We start from the raw sequence: 21,524 nt of genomic DNA, 5'->3' as shown, positions 1-21,524 counted from the left end.
TTCTTTGTTTGTCTCACATACATCGTATTCACCGCTTCTTCCAGAACAGCTGCAGTGCCGTCTTCGCGCACCACAGGGAGAACAGCAGGAACAGCAGCGCCCAGACGAAGGCCGGGAGAAAGGTCATGTTGGCCAGATTCGTGGCATCGCCTGCTTGCTTGGGACGGGTCAGCGCCATGGTAAGGAGGGTTAGTGGACTGACCACGGACTCTTCCAGTACGAGAAAGGCGAGCAGCAGGTAATAGAAATTGCGGATCTTTCCGCCAATGAAATAGAAGATTAGATTCACGATCATAAAAATAACAAGCCACCACAATCCGTATCCAGCACGAACGAAGAAGATGATCATAAGGAGGGCAAGCACGGTAATGGTGATTAGGCCAGTGTCCTGTTTTTTCTTGGCATAGCCGTAGAACATCAGAATGGCGAACAGCGATGCCGACATATAACCTGCCAGGGAGACCACGATCGGACTCCACCCGCCGGAAGCCAGCATGGAATACGTCACGCCGCTGTGATCGGGATTCAGCTCGATGCTGAGCACCCGCCCCGACATCAGGAGGGTCATCACGGCATGCCCCAGCTCATGGATCATCGTATCCAGGATACGGAACCAAGAAGAGAAGGGAATCAGCCTCGTCAGAAAAGCTGCACCCACCAGAAATAACAAAGCTTTCAACCATTTATTCATTCGAAGGTCCTTTCAGCGTAAAGTCGTTCGCTACACTATCATTCCGTCCATTATAATACAGATAGGAAACATGTGAAAACGAAAGAAGTCCCCGCAGGTTTAAATGATATAATTGAAGTTGTGACGGAGGTTCATGTTCAATGACAAATGATAAGCCTAACAACGACAATCACATTGATTTGATAAAACATACTACGCACGTGAATGACCAAGGGATTCGTTTTGCCGAATTCGAGCTGGCCGGGGATGAGCAGGACGTGCTGCTGCCGGACAAGCGGACGGATCTGCAGAAGCCAGTGCACGAACAAGTCGATACTTCAGCAACAACGAAGAAGTCCCTGATTGTGGAACCCCAGCAGCCGCTGAGTATCAATTGGGATGAAGACTTCCGCTACGTGACCAAGGAGCAGCAATTCGTGCAGAAGGCAAGGGAGCTCGCCTGGCATGTGGAGGGGGAGTCCCCTTTTGTACCTTTCAAAAGCTATTGGCCGACCTACGACCAAATGGCCAGCGACCAGTTCAAATGGTATTTTTACTGGCGTGAGGAAGTAAGATCCGGACGATACCCGGATACGGACTTGTCCTATTTGTTTGTTTATTTTTACGAGCTGATCCATGGTGTTGGCTGGAGCGATCCCGTGCAGGGTTATGAGTTGATGGAACAGGCATGGACGGCCTACCGCAAGCGGTATAACAAGCTGGATACGTACCTGCGTGAGTGGCTATATGATTTTATGATTGTGCATAGTCTGGATATGCCGATTCGGGAAACGTACGAGCGCTTTCCGCGCGTTTTATCCAGTGAGCTGAAGGAGAGTGAATGGAAGCGTCGGTTCTCCCTCCAGCCGATAGAGCTGACATGGGACCTGCTGCTGGACCTGCTGGATTATGACGTGGAGAAGAGCCGTTTTTATCAGGAGGAAGGCCGCAAAGATCTGGAACAATATGTCCCCAAAGTCATTGCACTCGTGGACAGCTATTGGGCCAAAATCAAGGGGCAGCGCTTCATCGACCATTTTCAGCCCCGGCCCCGGCAGGTGAAACGGCATTTATTCCGCAGCGCGGTGTACGATCATGGGTTATACGGGCGAAGCGTCGTGCTGACGGTGGTGTCCTTAAGCGAGTATGCACCTTTGCGTTCCTATATAACGGCGCTGGTTCGCTTGACCGAGAATAAGCTGCGGGAGCTGAGAGGTTTTAAGGGACGGCTGCGCGGCCCTGATGTGGTGGATCCCGAAATAGTAGAGATTATCACCCGTTATTTGAAAAAAGAGATTCAGGAGCAGATAGAGGCCCAGCGCGTACAGGCGATACCTGAGGTTCAGATCGATACAGGGAAGCTGCGCCGATTACAGCAGGAGTCGGACCAGGTCCGCGACATGCTGCTTACGGAGGAAGCCATGCAGCAGGCTGCAGTGATCAGCAGCCAGCTGGAACGGGAGCCAGCCCCTTCAGCAGAAGCTTACTCAGGCCGCTCCGAAGATGCGGAAGCAGACACGAACATGGTCGGGTCCACGAAGAAGGGCCGATCATCTAGAAAGTCTGCGGCGAAGAAACCGGATGTATTCCAGGCAGTGATGGATTTTGACGCGGTTCCGTATGAGACTGATGCCTTGCAGGGGCCGGAGGCGCTTGGGGGCGGAGCTGAGGTTACAATGAACTCCGATAACTTGGAAGAAACGGGAGAAGAAGCCTTCGTGAACTTAGGGAACTCGGAGGGAGCGAGAGCTGAAGTCCCTATCAACTCCGGGAACTCGGAAGATATGAGAGTAGAAGCCGTTGGGAACTCCCGTAACTGGGAAGGAACAGGGGCCGAGAGCGGGAGAAGGTCGAAAGCGTTAGGCGGCAGCGGTGTGGACCTAGTGCAATCAACGGGCTCTCCAGAAGAGAAAGCATCTGCAGCTCAAGCCGATGTTAACCACGTTGTTGCCCATGATGCAGAGTCGCATGACTTGAACGAGGGGATTTCCAAGTCCTCGTCTATAGAGGAAGTCATTTTGAGAGAGCAGGCATGGCAATGGGAAGTAGAGGATGAAGAATGGCAGATGCTTGCAGAGCGTCTCAGTCCTCTCCATCTGGAAGTTCTCCACGCCCTGAAAGCGGGCGCGAACCGTTCTGAGCTGCAGCGGATTGCAGAGCGGGCCGGCTCCATGCCAGCGCTGCTGCTCGATGAGATCAATGAGGCTGCAATGGATACTATTGGTGATCTTTTGATCGATGGGGAGTCTATTGCAGATGATTATATAGAGATGCTGGATACGCTGAAGAGCGTGTAAGCGGAAGAATTGTAATAGACCAGACTTATTCACGTTTGATAGATGCTTGAAAGAGGTGAGATCATGACCGAACTAAAAATACCGAAACGGCTCACAACGGCCCTCGTAAACTCTTTAACGGCAGGGGTTGTGCCGCGAGTGGGGCTGGAGTTCATCGCTGTCGGCCGGAAGCCGGAGGTGGAGTCCATCCTGCGCGATATGGATAATATCGCCGAGGGCGGCGCTGCCTTCCGCCTGATTACGGGCCGCTACGGAAGCGGAAAAAGCTTCCTGCTGCAGATCATCCGCAACTACGCGATGGACCGCGATTTCGTGGTGGCGGATGCGGATCTGTCGCCGGAGCGGCGACTGGTAGGTACGAAAGGGCAAGGGCTTGCCACTTACCGTGAGCTGATGACCCATCTGTCCACAAGGACGCGTCCGGACGGGGGCGCGCTGGAGGCCATTTTGCAGAAATGGATCGCCGCGATCCAGCAGGACATCATGCAGGAGACGGGCATGCGCCCGGATGACCCTGCCCTGAACGATCGGGTGGAGCTGCAGATCTATGCGGTGACGAACGACATGCAAAATCTGGTGCACGGGTTTGATTTTGCGAAGGTGCTGGCTGCTTATTGGAACGGTTATAAGCTTGGCGACGATGACCGCAAGGGAGCGGCGCTGCGCTGGCTCCGCGGGGAAGTCCCGACGAAGACGGAGGCCCGCAAGGACCTTGGCGTCGGGGTCATTATCGATGATGACAACTGGTACGAGTATATGAAGCTGTGGTCGGAATTCACGGCTGCCATCGGTTATAAGGGATTGCTATTGTTCATAGACGAAGGGGTTAACCTCTACAAAATCACCAACAGCGTGTCTCGTCAGAGCAACTACGAGAAGCTGCTGACCATGTTCAACGACACGATGCAGGGCAAAGCGGAGCATTTGGGCATTTATATGGGCGGAACGCCGCAGTTTGTCGAGGATGAGCGCCGGGGGCTGTTCAGTTATGACGCGCTGCGCTCCCGCCTGATTGACGGGCGTTACGGCAGTGGTTCGCTGAAAACCTACACCTCGCCCATTCTGAAGCTGGACATGCTGTCGTATGAGGAGATTTTGATCCTCCTGCAAAAGCTGCGGGATATTCACGCTCTGCACTTCAAATATGAAGCGCAGTTAACGGATGATCAGCTCATCGCATTCATGCAGACGGCCGTGAATCGGCTGGGGGCTGAGGAGCTGCTAACCACCCGCGAGGTGGTGCGGGATTTCATGGATCTGCTGCATACGCTGCATCAGCATCCGGAGGCCACGTTTGATGATTTGCTGGGTGAACGCGCTACGGCACAGCCGCAGGGCAAAGGGACGAACGAAACGGCTTCGGACGATTTGGACGATCTGCTGGCGGAGTTTGAATTATGAGTGCGAATCCTTTTTCCAGACTGGCCCCGTTCATTCAGGAGTTTATCTATAAAAAAAGATGGGACACGCTTCGCGAGGCGCAGGTGGAAGCCTGCCGCGTCCTGTTTGATACGCCGAATCATCTGCTGATTGCTTCGGGCACGGCATCGGGCAAGACCGAAGCCGCGTTCTTCCCGGCGCTGACGGAGCTGTACAACCTGCCTTCCAGCTCAGTCGGGATTCTGTATATCGGGCCGCTTAAGGCGCTGATTAACGACCAATTTGAACGTATCACCGATCTGTTGAAGGAAGGCCGGGTCCCGGTATGGCATTGGCATGGTGATGTGTCCCAGGCTGAGAAAACCAAGCTGATGCAGAAGCCGTGCGGCGTGCTGCAGATTACGCCCGAGTCGCTTGAGGGGCTGCTGATGAACCGGCCGAACGCCATCCCGGCGCTGTTTCAGGATCTGCGGTATGTCATCATTGACGAGGTTCATGCCTTTATGGGGGCCGACCGCGGCATTCAGGTGCTGAGCCAGCTGACCCGGATCGAGCGGATGGCTTCCTGCTCGCCTCGCCGCATCGGGTTGTCGGCAACGCTTAGCGACTATGAGACCGCAGCTGGCTGGCTGGGCGCGGGCACGAAGAACGCGGTAGAAGTCATCGCCCCGCAAGGAGGACGGAAGCTGCGGCTGTCGGTCGAGCATTTCTCCTTCCCGGATGCGCGGGATGAGAAGCAGGCGGAGCAGCTGGAGCTTGCGCGCAAAGCCTATTACGACTTCGTATACGACAACACGCATCTGAAAAAAGCGCTGGTCTTCACGAACAGCCGCTCGGATGCCGAGCTGACCACGCTCGAGCTGCGCCGGATTGCCGCCAAGCGCGAGCAGCGGGATGTCTTCCATGTGCATCATGGAAGCATCTCCGCCATGCTGCGCGAGGAAGCCGAGGCCGCGCTCCGCGAAGGTCCGGGGCCGGCAGTTGCGGCGGCCACCCTGACGCTGGAGCTCGGTATCGATCTCGGCGAGCTGGAGCGGGTGATCCAGCTGGGCGCGCCGTACAGCTGCTCCAGCTTCGTTCAGCGGCTCGGCCGCTCCGGCCGCCGTGGAGATCAGGCCTCCGAGATGATGTTCCTCTGTCCGGAGGACGAGGATGAGGAGGCTATGCTGCCTGCCCGCATGCCATGGATGCTGCTTCGGGCCATCGCGGTCATTGAGCTTTATATTCGCGAGAAGTGGGTTGAGCCGCTGGCTCTGCGGAAGAAGCCTGTGGGCGTGCTTTATCATCAGACGATGAGCACGCTCAAGAGCATGGGCGAGGCAGAACCCCCGGATTTGGCGAGAGCGGTGCTGACACTGCCAGCTTTCCGCGGCATTGAGCCGGAGGAATACAAGGAGTTCTTGCAGTATTTGCTTCAGACTGATCATATCCAGCGTACGGAAGAAGGCAGCCTAATCATCGGGCTTGGTGGGGAGAAGATCGTGAACAACTACCGCTTCTATGCGGTGTTCAAGGATGATGAAGAGCATGTTGTATATAACGGTTCCGAAGAAATCGGATCGATTACGACCGTGCCGCCACCGGGCTACTGCTTCTCATTGGCGGGCAAGTTGTGGAAGGTGGAGGAAGTCGATACGAAGCATAAAGCCCTGTACGTGAAGTCGGCCAAGGGCAAGGTCGATACGTTGTGGCTTGGTGCAGGCGGCGATGTGCATACCCGGGTGGTACAGAAGATGCGGGAGGTGCTGGCCGACAGCGCCATCTATCCGTACCTGGCGCCGGGGGCAGTCAATCGCCTGGAGCGGGCCCGCCGACTAGCTCGGGAAAGCGGACTGCTGAAGCAGGTAGTTCTTCCAGCAGGCGGCGACTCCTTGTTCATCCTGCCTTGGGCGGGCAGCAAGCAGTTCCGCACCCTGGAGCGATTGCTGAAGCATAATCTGTCCGAGCGACTGGCCCTGCGCTCCATCGTGCCGATGGAGCCGTATTATATGGTTGTCGCGGGCAAGGTTGATAATAAGACGCTGATGGAGGAAATTAAAAAGGAACTGGCCGAATGCGAGGACGCTGGCGACCTCCTTGACCTGGACGAGGCGCCGTATCTCGGCAAATATGACGAGTTCGTCCCACCGAAGCTCGTTCGCACCGCTTTTGCTGCCGACGGATTGGACCTAGGTGGATTGGCTGAAGCGCTGGGGGCAGTCAATGATCTGAAAGGCTAGTGTGATAGTCGTAATGGTTCGACATGAGTTTGTTTTATAATAAATACAGCCATGAATTGGGGGACCCCAGTATTCATGGCTGTATTTAGTAATTTGTTTTATTTCGATAGAACGTATGCCTTTAAGTCTTCAAATTTCGTTTCGTTGTTCTTCATCCATGCTGCTTCATTCCCGGATTGAGATGATTGAAGTGTACTTTCTTCCCCTAAAATTAGTGGTATTGCAGGGAAAAACTCGTTATTGCCTTCTTTAACCCTCTCTATTATGAATGGAATTGCAGGTATACCGAGAGATTCTAATGACTTGATTTTCTCATCAGCTGAGAGGTTTGAATTTGCGATATTATTAACTTCTTGTGGAGTTTGATGAAGCTGTTTTTTCCACTGCTGTGAAAATGCATTACCAGTGTCCCAAAATGTCTTTGAGTTTTTCTTGAGGTCTACTTTAGCTATTTTTTCAGCAGCAATAGCTAAAATGTAATCCATAAGACCACTACCCTCGCTCTCGTCAATATTCTGTTCAATATAAGGTAATGCCCTGTATCCTAAATCAACAATGCTCTCAATTCCTTTGATGTTATTCACGTAATCGTAAGGGTTGCTACTTAGTGCTAAGGTAGAATGATTTTGTATTTCCCGTTCGATCTTTTTTTGAATTTTATTAATGGAGTTCGTCGGAATGGTTTAGCTTGTATTCATTGTGGGAGTCTTCGTGTGAAGAGAAACGGTACTTATCGCGAGCGTCAACGATACTTATGCAAGGATTGTAGAAAAAGTTTTAACGACATAAGCGGAACGCCACTTTCTGGCACACACAGTCCTGAAAAATGGATGAAATATTTTTTACTGATGGTTGAAAACAAAGGGAAGTCACTGCCCAAAATAGCTGTTGAACTCGATATTCACGTTGCTACTGCATTTTATTGGAGGCACAAGATACTCAATGCCTTGCGGTCAGTAGGTCATGCCACTTTATGTGGCATTGTTGAAAGTGATGAAACTTATGTCTTGGAAAGTGAAAAGGGCAAAAAAGGAGGCATTGCACATCGTAAGCCTCGTAAAAGAGGCGGTAAAGCTAAAAAACGTGGGATAAGTGATGAACAAGTATCCATCGTGGTCGCTCTTGACCGTAATGGTGCTATTTTTTCACAAATTGCTGGGCATGGACGAGTTACAGCATCTCAAATTAATGATGTAATGGGGGATCTTCTTCATGAAGAAGCCGTGTTATGTACGGATTCTGCCACTAATTACAAGTCATTAGCCCAGCAAAATAACATTAATCATGAAGTAATAAATGTTCGAACAGATGGATATGTAAAAAAGGGGATTTATCATATTCAACACGTTAATCGATATCACGGTGAACTGAAATATTGGTTGAGGCGTTTTGATGGTGTGGCTACACGACAAGTCACTTTCTAACACAATATTATTAGCTGCTTCCCAGAAGCCTTCTTTTACAAGAGTGAACTCTTTTTAACAAGCCAACTAATTTCAATCAAACTCGACAGTGGACATGTCTATGTTCATATTTAAGGGTCTAACAATTAGCGTGACAGTTTATTCCTGATTTGCTCTAAATGATGAATATCATGCTCTGAAAATATACTAATGTAACTTTCAATAGTAAATGGTCGTTCATCCGAACCAATAGTGAATTGTAGATCGCTATTAATGCTATCGATAGCCTCAAATAATTGGTTTCGTGTATATACAACCTCATGAATTAAAGCAACCACATTTTTGAAGCTACTGATATACTGAATTCCTTCATTATTGTGGAAATCATGATCAGGGAATGCAATTAGATTTGCTCCTTGCGCCATGAAAGGGATATGTTGTTCTAAAATAAATTTATCCCAATAGTGTAGATGTCCAATTATTTCCCTAATTGACCATTTCCCTTCTTTAATAGGGTCAAGCATTTTATACTCTTCATTTTCTTTTAACATTGCTATCTCTTTGGTTGTGTCCTGATAACTAATAATTGCTTTCAAGCTCATTTGACTCTCTCCCACCATATTTAAAATTTAGATTCTGGAATTATTATACTTTAAAGGAATCGAACCTGTAAAGAACATATGTTCTCAATATTTGAATGTTATTAATATGAGTTATGATAGCTATTTTTACTTAGCAACAATATTTTAGAAAATAGCCTTAAAAATATATATAGGAACCCTGAAAGTTCATTCCATTCTCCTGAAATGAACTTTCAGGGTTGTTCGCTGTTCTAAAAGGCGAATAATAGTTAAGGGAGACTATTAGACTATCACAACAATAGGCATATTATACCAAAATATATGTTTTTATGATAAAATAACTATAATTTCTCTCAATATATGTACAAATGTAAATTCCGGTGAGATTGAGAGAGGCGGGTTGACGTCCCTAAGCAAGGGCGTAGAAAGGAGATTAGAGGCTTAGTACATAGAGATATGTGTGTAGTGTAATGGGTTTTATGTAGAATGACGGTAGCGGAATCCAGAATGAACGGGAATGGAATTTGAAGTTGAAGTTGAAGTTGCATTGTTGGAACCGCTTCCCTTATTCAAGGAAATTAGGAAATGGGAGTTGATTCTATGAAACTTGTAAAAAGTTTACTCATGGGCGCTTTGGTCACATCTTCGATACTTGGGTTATTTGTGGGACCAACCACGGCAGATGCTGCAAAAGTGGAGTATCGCAAAGTTCAGGTGCTTGTAGATGCCCGTAAAGTGAAGTTTAAAGGAGGAGAGCCGTTTCAAGAAAGCGGTCGAGTGCAGGTGCCGCTGCGCGGGATCGGGGAGGCACTTGGAGCCAAGATTGGATTCGATGGGAAAAAGGTCAGCTATACGAAAGACAACAACCAAATTGTTTTGACACTGGGCAGCAAGCAGGCACTGGTAAACGGTAGGACAGTGGCAATGGATACACCAGCCAAAGCAATTAAAGGTCGGACTTATGTTCCACTGCGGTTTGTTAGTGAGAATCTAGGTGTCCCGGTTAACTGGGATCAGGTTGGGAATTGGGTTTGGATCGGATCGAAGGAAGTTCCTGATTACAGAACAGTTAAGACTATAAAGGAGTATCCGCTACAAAAATTTAGGCATTTATTTGGATCTGCACAATTTCTAGCTGAGGGTAAAGAAAACATTTATGTTTTCACTATTGATGATCTGCCTTTAAGTTTCGATGGTTTTATCCTCTATGATGTTTGGGAAGAAAAATGGACTACCAACAATTACCCTTATCTGAAAGCCAGATTCCATAAAGGAGTTGGGCAAATGGCATATCTACAGGAAGGTGTGGAGCCAAGACATAGAAGTAATGCTTTTCCAGAGCGCTACTCGGATAAAACTTTCACAAAGACATATCAAAGTTGGAGTGAAAATGATAAAGACTTTGATCCCAATTGGCGCAATTATCAGGTGAAAGAAGCCGAATATATTTATATTAATACGATAGCTGATCATCTTGCGTTTTTAGTTAATCCATTTAAATAACGTGGTAAGTGACTTATGAAGCTAATAAAGAAGATTATACTCATAACCTTACTTTTAACTAGTGTCGTGAACTTCTTTTCTTGGCAGTATACATATGCATCAGTATTGCCAACAACTCCGAAACCGTCCGATCCGGATAATACCCATTTGTTTGTCGGTTTGTTTTACCATGATATTTGGCGAAACTCTGCAGGTGGTTGGACATCGGATGGTGCTCCAGGACAATTAAAAGATATCGAATTCCCTTATAGTTTTGATTTTCCTGGGAGAAAAATCAAAGATGTGAAGACAAATAAATTCGATCCAAATATGACAGATCCAGCAGGCACTTCATTGTATTATAATTCTCGATATAAACAAGAGACCTGGGATTCTAGGAAGAATAATGTTTCTCCTACGTATACTGTTTTTAATCCAATGAATTTGCAAGGGAAAGGAACAGATTCGGCAAATTTTATTGTTAAAATCAATGGACTTCTTGACGCACCTCTATTTGAGAATATTACCAAGCAAGACCAGGGAGGATTAGTTCAAGGGCGTAGATATTATTTCCCCATTCTCATCACCATCGAGCTAGAACCTGAAGGTGGCGAGGCTTTAATTCGGCACTATACCACAACGGGAACGCCACTCAACGGCACCCCAGGCTTTACTGATCGGACGGAGGTACTTACCGTAGGGAAATCACATCCGTTCTCACATACGCCTGGCACAGCAGATTACGTGTATGAGGGTTATAAAGTAAGCGAGTCTGGACCACCGTCTGGAGGCAGTATAGAACAGGGAGATCCACCTCCATTACGTTATGACGGATCTTTTCCTAAATACTACGTCTATTACTATTATGAGGAAGTAAACAAACCAGGTCAGCCAGACCCTGACCCGCCAACCGCCTCGTGTACCCCACCAGCTCCAGGTATGAAGATGGATGGCCGGTATATGGACCCGGAGGTTTCAGCCAAAATATTAGCCGATCAGCGTGGTCAGGAGATGTTCGATGTTTTGCAGGGGATACCCACCTCCGAAAGTCTGTACGGCAATATCTTATCGCTCAATTATTTGTTTCAGCATTCATTTGTCAATATGACCGGAAGCTGCACGTTTGAGGTCAACGTGGAGAAGACATGGACACTGAGCTGGGATCCGGGTAAGCCGGGACCTAAGGGTCCGGATGGCAAACCGACTACGGTACCTGATCCGCAGACGGAGGAAGAGACGGTTACACAGCGATATACCGTGGTGCGTCCCTATTCCTACTGGGTGATTGATAATCTGGAGGTCTATAAAATCGATCAGGGTACACTTAGTAACTACGCCCTGCCTGGCGGGCAGATTACGATCCAGCCGCAAGGATATCAGCCGCCGCAGTATTCAACGAATGCGTCTGGAGCCTTCTATCCTCCATCACCACCTGATCCGATCGTAGCGCCTTCGGGGTCTCATGGAGGTAGTTCCTATAAATCGAAGCCGTCTCCGCCGAGTGAGAATTTGCAGAGCGTGGCCGAGGCCGCCGTTGATAAAGTGGAGGTTACCAATGACGCTCTTGTTTTTAACGGAACAACGATCATGAATCCAGGCCGCGTTCAGGAAAGCGGACCGACCCCGGGCAGCATACCTGCTCCTACGCGCATTAATGACCAAGTGCTTTACAAGCCTAACAATATGATCAGCAGTGATAAGGTCAACAGAGCTAACACGCCGAGCAGTGGGACAATCCACTACGGTCTGTTACCTGGAAATATTAATGGCGGTAGCAATAAGGAATTCCCGATTAATCCCATCAATACCGTCACGGTCCATACGCCAGTGGTCAATTACTCCTCAGTGACGGATGATCAGGCCCACAATCAGAAGACGACCCCGAACCGGAGTCGGTCCGCCTTCATATTGGATCGCCCGTTCACAGTCCGTATACCTACCTCAGGTCAGCATCGCAATATTCCGGGCTATGGAAACCGGGACTATGCAAAGTATATAAGAGTGAAGCAGGTGTATTTCCCGTTCGATGTGTACAGTGGCGATAAGAGCACATTTTATCCAAAGCATACCTGGATCACGATTCCGACATCTCAGCTCGATACGGAGTTTTTCCTGCCGGTATGGGTAGATGAGGGAGATTATGAGGTCTATTTCCGTACCATTGCAGAGAACGCGCCGCCTGATTTCACCACACAGCCCAGTGCCAATCTTGATCTTGCGAACCATGTAGCCACCGATATTGAGCCAGTCGAGGTCATAGGCCGGGTGTATGATTTTCATATCACAGATATCGCTGATTACAACTGGGAGACTGTTTTCCGCAAGCAAAAAGGTAGCGCTACTCCAAGCGGAGCATCATATTGGATCGGTCTCCGTGATATTGACGGTGGAACGCGAGGCAATGTATTACCATACACTTTACCGATTGCACCAGGCAAGCATCCGGCTCAAGGATACAAGAATTCTGCGGTCAAGACGGGGTATCACTTCAAATTCGATCTGAAGACAAAGGGGAATATGTTTCGTTCCCAGGACGGAATTTCGATAACGCCGAGCTTCTATTTTGTTAATAAAGATGGAACCGGCCGACAAGCGGTAGATCTGTATTACCACAGCGGGAATCGGAAGTTCATTCGCATCGGCTCCCCGCAGGACACGGAGAAGCGGTACGTCATTCTGAATGATCGGCTGCGCAATGTTCCGCAAGAGGAGCTGCAGGATGCCGCTTCGTATCTGTACAATCATGGTAGCGCACCAGCGGGCATGTCGGCTGCAGCCTATGCCAAGCAGTATATAGAGAAGCTCAGTAAAAACAAAACCTGGGTTGGACGATTGGACTGGCTGCTGCTTCCGGCCGATGTGCGAACATTGATTGGACCCAAATCAGGTCTGCCAGCATCGGTTGATGCGGAGCGCGCGAATGCGGCAATTCAGCGCTGGTATGGCGAATACAGTATTCCCTCAGATGTGTATGTGGTGAAGAAGGGGACGAATATCGCGGAATATGGGCGTACGAATCGATTGGATGAGCGTTCTGATATTTTCCTGAAAAAAGGATATATCATCGTGAACTTCAACATCGAGACGATCCGCGATGGCAACACGGCCAGGCCGCACTTGCAGTATATTCACGCTCCCTTGATGAATCAGTGGAGGCTTGAGGGATATGATCAAGCGTATCGGGATCCATATGGCAACCGATTTAGCCTGCTGGATGGCGATGTTGTATTCTATCATGGAGATCAATCTAGTAAGAAAGATTTTAATTCCCAAGTTCCTCATTAATCCATAAGGAACCAGCGCTCACGGAAAGCCGCCTAGCTGGATGTGAGATGAGATGATTAGCTTATAAGAAACTTAGTAGGAGCAGCCCCTTTCCTAGCAAGGAGAGGGGCTCTTCATATTATTTTGAAATCCCTTTCAAAAAAGCGTTGTAATCCCCTCGCTTCCATGGTAACTTATGTATATAAAAACGTTTTTATTGCGAAGGAAGATTGGAATGGTTATATGGGTAAAGTAACGATCAAGGATGTGGCAAGAGAAGCTGGAGTCTCTATTTCTACAGTTTCTAATGCATTGAATGACGTAGATGTATTGAACCCGGAGACCAAATCCCATGTGCTGAAGGTGGCTGAACGGCTCAATTATGTGCCGAACCTGAACGGAAAGCTGCTGAAGTCGGGGAAGACCAAGATGTTGGGCTTTTTCACGACTAGCGTGTCAGGGCCTTACTTCTACACACTGGTGGATTCGATGTCACGGGAATGTGATCGTCTGGGTTACGGGTTGAATGTGTTTGTTACGAAGGATAAGCAGGTCATTATGAGCAATATTATGGGCGGCCGCGTGGATGGTGTCATCATCTTCGAAGAGCTGAAGATCGATGATAAAGATATTGCTGCCATGGAGAAGGATAAGATTAAGGCGGTATTCCTGGATCGCGAGATTCAAAAAGAGACGATGGGCAGCATTATATTCGACTCTTATGAGGCTGGTTATGAAGCAACCAAGTACTTGATCAGTCTGGGCCACAAGAAGATCGCTTATATATCCGGCGTGGATACGATGTTTGACAGCGTGCAGCGGCGGGAAGGCTATCTGGCTGCACTGCGGGAGTGTCAGTATCCGATTGATGGAGACTATATCCTGCAAGGATATTTTGAAGAAGAAGGCTCCTATTCGGCTGTGAAATCGCTGCTCCATCAACATCCCGGCAAAGTGCCGGATGCTTTTCTGGCTGGTAATGATGTGAGTGCCATTGGCTGTATCAAGGCCTTGAAGTCGCTGGGTTACGAGGTTCCGCAGGATATCAGCGTGGTGGGTTTTGATGATATTGATATCGCGCAGTATTTTACACCGCCCCTGTCGACCGTACGTAACCAGATTGCCAGACAAGGAATCCTGGTCGTGAATCATCTGGTGCGCATGATTCAAAAGAAAGAAAAGGGTAAGATTCAGAAACTGCAAGGGGAACTGGTCGTTCGCGGTTCCAGCCACGTTAAGCTGAACCGAGACGAGAGGGCTTAAATTCACGAGAATTAGCAAGGATCGTCAAGTTTTTTTAAAGGATATAGAAAGACGACGCGTTTTTCGTCGAAAAATAAAAACGTTTTTATTGATAATTTATGATCGAAGGGGGCTAAGCAGGTGAGCAAAGCAGCTACGGCTCAGTCAAGCGGTACCAGCACGGTACCGCCAACTGGCAAGAAACCGATGGGACAGAGAATCAAGGAATTCTTCATTGATTACAAGCGGCAGTGGGAGCTCCAATCGATGATCCTTCCGGGCATTATCTTTATGTTCATTTTCTGCTACATACCGATTTACGGTTTGACGATTGCCTTTAAGAACTACACCGTGATCGATACGCTGGATTCTGCACCGTGGGTGGGCCTGGATAATTTCAAAATTATTATGTCAGACCGATACTTCTGGGATTCCGTTGTCAATACGCTGGGCATCAGTTTCTTGAAATTGGCGATCGGCTTTGTGATTCCAATTATTCTGGCCATTATGATTTACGAAGTGGGAATGGGACGGTTCAAAAAGTTCGTGCAGACGGTTTCGTACCTGCCTCACTTCTTGTCCTGGATCGTACTTGGCGGGATGCTCATTACCTGGTTTTCGACATCCGGCTTGTTTAATGAAGTTTTGCTTAGTCTCGGCCTGATCTCTCAGCCGCAAAACATTTTGCTCGATCCCAGCAAGTATTGGTGGATCGCGACATTATCGGATATTTGGAAAGAGGCGGGCTGGGGAACCATTCTTTATTTGGCTATCATGGCGAAGATCGATCCGACCTATTATGAGGCCGCGAGAATCGATGGAGCCAGTCGGCTCAGACAAATCTGGAACATCACTCTCCCGAACATGAAGATGATTATCAGCTTGAATCTGATTCTTACTGTAAGCGGTTTATTGGGCTCGAATCTGGATCAGACCTTGGTGCTCATGAATTCGCAGAACCGGGAGAAGGCGGAAGTCATTAACTCGTACGTGTACCGGATGGGGATGACGCAGGGCGATTTCTCATATGCGACCGCCGTTGGTTTGGGTGTATCGATCATCTCTGTCATTCTGCTCGTAACGGCGAACAAGGTGACCAGTAAATTGAATGATAATCAATCCGTTCTGTAGGTCATGGAGAGGGAGGTATTACGGTGAATTTGAAAGCAGCAAAAGGGGATCTCGACAGCCGGATTTTTGATACGATCAACATCATCTTACTGGTTGCGTTCACGATCATTATTGTCGTTCCGTTATGGAACGTTGTCGTTTCGTCCTTCAGCTCGGGCAGGTCGCTTGCCGAGGGCGGGTTTATCTTCTGGCCTACGGAATTTTCGCTTGAGAACTATCAAGCCGTATTCCGGGATGCAGGTATCTGGCAGGCCTTCTTCATCTCGGTGGCCAAAACACTCGTCGGGGTCATCACACACGTGTTCTTCTGTGCCATGGTGGGGTACGGCTTGAGCAAAAAATACGTCCGCGGACGCAAATTTTATGTCGCTATGGGTGTTGTCACCATGTTTTTCTCCGGCGGCATGATCCCGACGTACTTGTTAATCAAGGACTTGGGGCTGCTAAACAGCTTCTGGGTGTACATTATTCCAGCTCTATTGAGCTTTTACGATGTCATTATTCTGATGAACTTTTTCCGCAATGTGCCGGATTCACTGGAAGAGTCGGCGAAGATCGACGGCGGGGGCGACTGGAGAATATTCCTGAGCATTTTCATTCCCCTTTCCATGCCGGCGATGGCGACCATCGCTTTGTTCAACGGAGTTGGGCAGTGGAATGACTTTATGACCACCAAGCTGTATATCACGGATCAGTCACTCTATCCGCTGCAGATGATGCTGTACGAGATTATTGTGCAGTCTCAGACCCAATCGATGCAAAATATCGGCTCGGTAGCGATTCAGACAACAACCAAAGGGGTCCAACTAGCAACAATCGTCGTAACGACGCTGCCCATTGTTGTGATGTATCCAATATTACAGAGATATTTTATCTCCGGCATGATGCTCGGAGCGGTTAAAGAGTAGCGAAGTCCGCAGCTCTTTAAGGGAGTGGAACAGAAGCAAGCCTGTAATGACTAGGGTCAAATAAGAAAGCGCTTTAATTAAAAGGGAGGTTTACAGGATGTTGATGAACAAAGCTATGGGCAAAAAAGGACTTATGCTGTTTACGGCACTCATGGCAGTTGTGCTGGTCGTGAGCGGCTGCGGCGGATCAGGCGAGAAATCTGGGTCCAAGAAAGAAAACTGGGTTTCGATCGAGGATCGTTACACACCGGATGCGAATACACCGGCCTGGCAGCTGGATAAAAAAGAAGAGACAACCGATCTCACATGGTATGTCAATGCAGACTGGTGGAACACGGATTTCGGCAAGGATGTTGTCACCAAGAAGATCAAGGAAGATTTAAACATCAACATTAAATTTATTACCGGCGATGATACGAAGCTGAACACATTCTTTGCGGGCGGCAATATGCCGGACTTGATTACTACTTTTGATTCCAATTCTCCAGTCGTGCAAAAGGCCGCCACCTGGGCGCTGCCGCTGAACGATCTGGCCGAGAAATATGATCCATACTTCAACGAAGTAGCTGCTCAGGATACGATCAATTGGTTCCAATTGAAGGACGGCAAAACCTACGGGTATCCGAACTACTCCAATACTCAGGAAGACTACGACAGCGGCAACATTCCTGCAAAGACAGCATTTGTGATCCGCAAGGATGTGTATGAAGCTCTAGGCAAGCCTGCTATGGGAACGCCGGAAGAATTCCGGGCTGCTCTCGCTGATATCAAGAAGCAATTCCCTTCCCTGATTCCACTGGGCTTCAACTCGATCGGGGAAGGTACGGGATCGCTTGGCGATGTGCTGCAGGACTTCATCGGCGTGCCGCTGGAAGATGAGAATGGCGGTTTCTATAACCGGAATCTGGATGAGGATTATCTGACCTGGGTCAAAGCGTTCAACACTGTGTACCGGGATGGATTGATCAGCGATGACAGCTTTGCCGATGACGGAACGGCTTTTGAAGAGAAGGTGAAAGCGGGCAAATACGCAACAATCATGCTGGACGGCACGCCGCAGCAAGGCGGTAACCTGCAGAGCTTCTACAGCAACAATAAAGGCAAAGAGTATATCGCGATTGACGGACCGCAAAGCACAGTCGGACATGCGCCGACATTGAACCAATCGGGTATTACTGGCTGGATGATCAGCTTTATTACAAAAGATAATGCCGATCCTGCCAAGTCCATTCAGCTGTTCACGTACCTGTTGAGCGAAGAAGGGCAAATGCTGATGAACTATGGTATCGAGGGCGAGACCTACCAAGTGAATGCAGACGGAACGGTAGAGTTCCTGCCTGAGGTGAAAGATCTGCAGATGAACAACCCGGATACCTTCAAAAAAGATTACCGTATGGGCGAATTCATGTTCTTTGGCCATGACCGTCACAAAGCCTTGAGCGGAGATGCTTTCCCGGATGCAATCAAGCAAATGCAGGAATGGGGCAAAGGGAAGCTGACGCCGCATTTTATTCTCGAGAATATTAACCCGGATCAAGGAACGCCTGAAGCACGTTCTCTGACAGCCATCAATACGAAGTGGAACACCACGCTCATCAGTATGATTCGTTCCAAGGATGATGCCACTTACGACAGCCTTTTGAACGAATACAAAAAGTTTCTGGACGATAACAACTGGGATAAAATCGTCGAAGTCCGCAATGAGAAGATGAAGGCAAATAAAGAGAAGCTGGGTCTGAAATAAGGAAGCGTTAGGGATGGGTCCCTATCTTGACAGAGTAGAGGTCCTGTCCAAGCTTTTTTCTGGAGACATGGGTAGGAAGACCACAAGAAACCTGGAGGGAAACAACATGCTGAACATCACTATCTACCAGTCAAACGGTGAAGAGGAACTATTTGTTAAAAAAACCAAGGAGCAGCTGGGACCCGTAACTATGGGTGCGGAGAAGCATACGGTTGTCATCGATGAGGAGCAGACGTTTCAGGAAATGGACGGCTTCGGCGCGTCCTTCACGGATTCCGCGGCTTATCTGATCCATCAAGTATTGGACACGGAACAGCGTTTGGAGCTCATGACGCAGCTGTTTGATGCGAACGAAGGGATCGGATTGTCCGTTCTACGCCAACCGATGGGCGCATCCGATTATGCGCGAGACTTCTATAGTTACAATGACCTGCCTGAGGGCCAGACGGATGTGGAATTGGAGCGGTTCTCCATTGCTCATGACGAGGAGGACATCATTCCGCTTCTGCAGGAAGCACTTCAATTGAATCCGGATGTGAAGCTGATGGGTTCCCCGTGGAGCCCGCCGGGCTGGATGAAGACAAGCGGTTCGATGATCGGCGGAGAGCTGAAGCCGGAATATTGCTCGGTGTATGCCAATTATTTTGTGCGTTATATTCAAGGTTATGAAGCCAACGGGCTGCCAATCTATGCGATCACACCCCAGAATGAAGCATTATACTCGCCAGGTCATTATCCCGGCATGATCATGCTGCCCGAGGTGCAAAGTGATTTCATCAAGAATCATCTGAAGCCGCAATTCGTGAAGAACGGCATTGATACCAAAATCCTCTGTTATGATCATAACTGGGATAAGCCAGACTACCCACTAACGGTGCTTGAGCAGGCGGGCGACGCCGTGGATGGGGTCGCTTGGCACTGGTATGGCGGCAAGCCGACGGCGCAGTCGGAAGTGTTCGAAGCTTTCTCGGGGAAAGAGGTTCATTTCACGGAAGGATCCGGCGGGGAGTGGATTCCACCATTTGAGCAGGCCTTCTCCAATGTGATGCGGACGGGAATTGAGATACTTCGCAATCACAGCAAGTCCTATGTCCTGTGGAATATGGCCCTGGATGAGAAGAACGGCCCTACGGTGCCAGGCTTTGGAACGAGCACCTGCCGCGGCATTGTGACAGTGAATCAACAGACGAAGGAACTAACCTATACGCTGGATTACTATGCCTTGGCGCATTTTAGCAAAGTGATCCGTCCGAAAGCGGTTCGTATTGCTTCTACAAGCGATGATCGGATTCGTTCCGTTGCATTTAAGAACACGGATGGCTCCATTGCCGCCGTATTGTTTAACGACAGCGAGGCTTCGGAGAGTGTGGCGATCCAGCTGCACGGGGAAGAGGCATTGCATTTAGAGATGCCGGCGAAGAGCGCGCTGACGATCAAGCTGGAGAGCAACTAATTGGAGATTGCAGTCTAAATAGCTGAATGATAAGAAGCCTGGAACGGTTGTTCCAGGCTTTTTTATCGTTTAGAGATATCAGAAAATTTAAACTTCAAGAGGCCTTATCCACCTGATCTCGCAAAACCAGCATGGGGCTATACGCGGACTGCCTTCTGGGGGATAAGCTGATCGATTTTTTCATAGATACGGCAGATTATTTCAGTGAGAAGAAAAACAAAGAAAAGAGAATAAGAATACCGAGCAGAATCAGCGTCATTTGATGCTGTTTGGTTTCCCTCAGATACTTCCATTCCAGGAAACCGCGGAATATAAGAACAAGAATAAGCGAGACTAGATACATTCCTTGAATGGTGATTTTTTCAAAAATTCCAAAGAAGCTGACAATGGCGATTCCTATAATTACGATGACGAAGAGCGCGCCGCCACGATAGTAATAGGATTCTCCCATTGTATCTGTGATCCTGGCTTTGCGGTCTTCTTTATCCAAGAGAAGCCATCTCATTAATAATTGCAGGATGCCAAGGACCAGAAACACAAAAATGATAAACATAGGCTTATTCCTCCTCTCCTATTCTTTCCTTATCGTCAAGATACCTATAGGAGGCTTAGTTTGATAGAGGGTGGCCCTTTCGGCCGCAATGGTTGAACGCTAGAGGATTAGGCAGGTTCCTGCTACTTTGATTCCTTGTTGAGACCGAACACATAAGACTCCAGGAAAGCCTTCAACTGATTGAAGGACTCGGGTCTGGCGCTGTATTTATATCGTTCATTCGGCATCTTAAAATGCATGCGCAGAAGGCCCGCGGTTTTGAGCAGGGACAGGTGATAGTGCAGGTTGCTCTTGGACAGGCCGGTCTTTTGCTGTAATTCCGTAAACGTGACGGGACCGTCAGCCAGAATGTGCAGCAGCACCAGCCGCTTTTCGTCAGCCAATCCTTTGGTCATGCGCAGCAGCTGGTTGGTCGGCGTATCCTCGTCCAGCTGCTCATCATCTACCGCATAACTGATAATGAGCTGTTGATTGCTCACATAGTCCATCCGGTTTAACGGCTTGATATGATAAGTCGGAATGAGAAGAATGGCATGGTAGTCGTCTTCAGAGTCAAGCACAATCCCGCTCGTTGCTTCATCGATCAAATCAATATAGGGAAGCTCCCGGCTCAGCTGCTCCATCCGGGCAGCGGAACGCCCAAGCAGCTCGTGAATCTCGGGCGGGATGGTATAAGCGCGGTACCACTCCGTCATAAATTCAACGCTCAACTCCCGAAAGGCTTTAAGTCCCATCGGCAATCCGTCTCCAAGATAAGGAGCCAGGATTTCATACAGCTGACCTTCTCCCAAATCGGCAAACCAGCTGAGAAAACGCTCGATGTTATCTTTTTCCGGGCTGTCTAAGATAACCAGATGCAGATAAGAAATAATCTCGCACAGGTCTACCTCTGCCAGCTTGTCCGTAAAAGAAGCAGGCAGCTTCTTCTCAATTTCCTTCCTCCACTTATTTCCCAGATCATGCATTTGATTTTTATTATCTGTATACGCATACAAGCTGGTTATCAGCTCGTGAACAGGCGAATAGTCAATTCTGATATGAGTCATGATCGTTCACTCCTCTAAGTACTCGTCTTTCCATTTTTATGATACCACATCACTTGATAAATAAATATTGAACTTTCCATTGGTTCATATATAATTGAACTTAAATAAATGGTTCAAAAATTTATGAACTAGTGGGCGGCAAAAGGAGAGA

Annotated in this window: 15 protein-coding genes and 1 pseudogene; 11 read left to right on the top strand and 5 right to left on the bottom strand. The window is 48.5% G+C overall.

The window, feature by feature from the left end:
- Positions 1-28 precede the first annotated feature (28 nt).
- Positions 29-691 carry a M50 family metallopeptidase gene (locus AM231_RS16925; protein ID WP_053490531.1) on the bottom strand — a complete coding sequence of 221 codons (663 nt, stop codon included), beginning with the start codon at positions 689-691 and terminating at the stop codon, positions 29-31.
- Positions 692-831: 140 nt separating this feature from the next.
- Here AM231_RS16925 and AM231_RS16920 point away from each other — a divergent pair, with 140 nt between their 5' ends.
- From AM231_RS16920 to AM231_RS16910, 3 genes are all read left to right on the top strand, one after another.
- Complete coding sequence (locus AM231_RS16920; RefSeq protein ID WP_054403744.1) at positions 832-2,967, top strand: TerB N-terminal domain-containing protein; 2,136 nt, start codon at positions 832-834, stop codon at positions 2,965-2,967.
- Between the two features lie 63 nt (positions 2,968-3,030).
- Positions 3,031-4,368, top strand: coding sequence for an ATP-binding protein (locus AM231_RS16915; protein ID WP_054403743.1), 1,338 nt, complete (start codon positions 3,031-3,033; stop codon positions 4,366-4,368).
- Complete coding sequence (locus tag AM231_RS16910) at positions 4,365-6,566, top strand: DEAD/DEAH box helicase (protein WP_054403742.1); 2,202 nt, start codon at positions 4,365-4,367, stop codon at positions 6,564-6,566. Before AM231_RS16915 ends, AM231_RS16910 begins: the two co-directional genes overlap by 4 nt.
- Positions 6,567-6,664: 98 nt before the next feature.
- On the opposite strand, the gene AM231_RS16905 is transcribed toward AM231_RS16910, so the two are convergent.
- Positions 6,665-7,150, bottom strand: a complete 486-nt coding sequence (locus AM231_RS16905) for a hypothetical protein (protein WP_054403741.1) — start codon at positions 7,148-7,150, stop codon at positions 6,665-6,667.
- 93 nt (positions 7,151-7,243) lie between these two features.
- Here AM231_RS16905 and AM231_RS28315 point away from each other — a divergent pair.
- Positions 7,244-7,975, top strand: a pseudogene (locus tag AM231_RS28315) (IS1595 family transposase); the annotation flags it as partial.
- 140 nt (positions 7,976-8,115) lie between these two features.
- On the opposite strand, the gene AM231_RS16895 reads toward AM231_RS28315, so the two are convergent.
- Complete coding sequence (locus AM231_RS16895) at positions 8,116-8,571, bottom strand: DinB family protein (protein ID WP_242615219.1); 456 nt, start codon at positions 8,569-8,571, stop codon at positions 8,116-8,118.
- Between the two features lie 579 nt (positions 8,572-9,150).
- Here AM231_RS16895 and AM231_RS16890 point away from each other — a divergent pair.
- From AM231_RS16890 to AM231_RS16860, 7 genes are all read left to right on the top strand, one after another.
- Complete coding sequence (locus AM231_RS16890; RefSeq protein ID WP_054403740.1) at positions 9,151-10,053, top strand: copper amine oxidase N-terminal domain-containing protein; 903 nt, start codon at positions 9,151-9,153, stop codon at positions 10,051-10,053.
- 417 nt (positions 10,054-10,470) lie between these two features.
- Positions 10,471-13,317 carry a DUF5704 domain-containing protein gene (locus AM231_RS16885; protein ID WP_423212925.1) on the top strand — a complete coding sequence of 949 codons (2,847 nt, stop codon included), beginning with the start codon at positions 10,471-10,473 and terminating at the stop codon, positions 13,315-13,317.
- A gap of 165 nt (positions 13,318-13,482) precedes the next feature.
- Positions 13,483-14,559, top strand: a complete 1,077-nt coding sequence (locus AM231_RS16880) for a LacI family DNA-binding transcriptional regulator (RefSeq protein ID WP_242615218.1) — start codon at positions 13,483-13,485, stop codon at positions 14,557-14,559.
- A gap of 120 nt (positions 14,560-14,679) precedes the next feature.
- Positions 14,680-15,669, top strand: a complete 990-nt coding sequence (locus tag AM231_RS16875) for an ABC transporter permease (RefSeq protein ID WP_207383627.1) — start codon at positions 14,680-14,682, stop codon at positions 15,667-15,669.
- Between the two features lie 23 nt (positions 15,670-15,692).
- Entirely contained in the window at positions 15,693-16,577 is an 885-nt protein-coding gene (locus AM231_RS16870) for a carbohydrate ABC transporter permease (RefSeq protein ID WP_053490521.1), read from the top strand.
- Positions 16,578-16,674: 97 nt separating this feature from the next.
- Positions 16,675-18,321, top strand: a complete 1,647-nt coding sequence (locus AM231_RS16865; protein ID WP_054403738.1) for a type 2 periplasmic-binding domain-containing protein — start codon at positions 16,675-16,677, stop codon at positions 18,319-18,321.
- A 106-nt stretch (positions 18,322-18,427) separates the two neighbouring features.
- Positions 18,428-19,774 carry a glycoside hydrolase family 30 protein gene (locus AM231_RS16860; protein ID WP_054403809.1) on the top strand — a complete coding sequence of 449 codons (1,347 nt, stop codon included), beginning with the start codon at positions 18,428-18,430 and terminating at the stop codon, positions 19,772-19,774.
- 196 nt (positions 19,775-19,970) lie between these two features.
- Here AM231_RS16860 and AM231_RS16855 read toward each other — a convergent pair whose 3' ends face one another.
- Together AM231_RS16855 and AM231_RS16850 are read right to left on the bottom strand one after the other, a co-directional pair.
- Positions 19,971-20,327, bottom strand: a complete 357-nt coding sequence (locus AM231_RS16855) for a DUF4181 domain-containing protein (protein ID WP_054403737.1) — start codon at positions 20,325-20,327, stop codon at positions 19,971-19,973.
- Positions 20,328-20,449: 122 nt separating this feature from the next.
- On the bottom strand, positions 20,450-21,373 hold the full coding sequence (locus tag AM231_RS16850) for an ArsR/SmtB family transcription factor (RefSeq protein WP_054403736.1): 924 nt from the start codon (positions 21,371-21,373) through the stop codon (positions 20,450-20,452).
- Positions 21,374-21,524 lie beyond the last annotated feature (151 nt).

This window comes from Paenibacillus solani, assembly GCF_001277345.1.
GTDB classification, from domain to species: Bacteria; Bacillota; Bacilli; order Paenibacillales; family Paenibacillaceae; genus Paenibacillus_AQ; species Paenibacillus_AQ solani.
Note: the sequence above shows the minus strand (reverse complement) of the source record. Positions and strands in the feature narration are given on the sequence as shown.

Bases quoted from the DNA above. Each gene is read 5' to 3' on its own strand.
- AM231_RS16925 (WP_053490531.1), bottom strand. From the start codon at position 691: ATGAATAAATGGTTGAAAGCTTTGTTATTTCTGGTGGGTGCAGCTTTT.
- AM231_RS16920 (WP_054403744.1), top strand. From the start codon at position 832: ATGACAAATGATAAGCCTAACAACGACAATCACATTGATTTGATAAAA.
- AM231_RS16915 (WP_054403743.1), top strand. From the start codon at position 3,031: ATGACCGAACTAAAAATACCGAAACGGCTCACAACGGCCCTCGTAAAC.
- AM231_RS16910 (WP_054403742.1), top strand. From the start codon at position 4,365: ATGAGTGCGAATCCTTTTTCCAGACTGGCCCCGTTCATTCAGGAGTTT.
- AM231_RS16895 (WP_242615219.1), bottom strand. From the start codon at position 8,571: ATGAGCTTGAAAGCAATTATTAGTTATCAGGACACAACCAAAGAGATA.
- AM231_RS16890 (WP_054403740.1), top strand. From the start codon at position 9,151: ATGAAACTTGTAAAAAGTTTACTCATGGGCGCTTTGGTCACATCTTCG.
- AM231_RS16885 (WP_423212925.1), top strand. From the start codon at position 10,471: ATGAATTTGCAAGGGAAAGGAACAGATTCGGCAAATTTTATTGTTAAA.
- AM231_RS16880 (WP_242615218.1), top strand. From the start codon at position 13,483: ATGGTAACTTATGTATATAAAAACGTTTTTATTGCGAAGGAAGATTGG.
- AM231_RS16865 (WP_054403738.1), top strand. From the start codon at position 16,675: ATGTTGATGAACAAAGCTATGGGCAAAAAAGGACTTATGCTGTTTACG.
- AM231_RS16860 (WP_054403809.1), top strand. From the start codon at position 18,428: ATGCTGAACATCACTATCTACCAGTCAAACGGTGAAGAGGAACTATTT.
- AM231_RS16855 (WP_054403737.1), bottom strand. From the start codon at position 20,327: ATGTTTATCATTTTTGTGTTTCTGGTCCTTGGCATCCTGCAATTATTA.
- AM231_RS16850 (WP_054403736.1), bottom strand. From the start codon at position 21,373: ATGACTCATATCAGAATTGACTATTCGCCTGTTCACGAGCTGATAACC.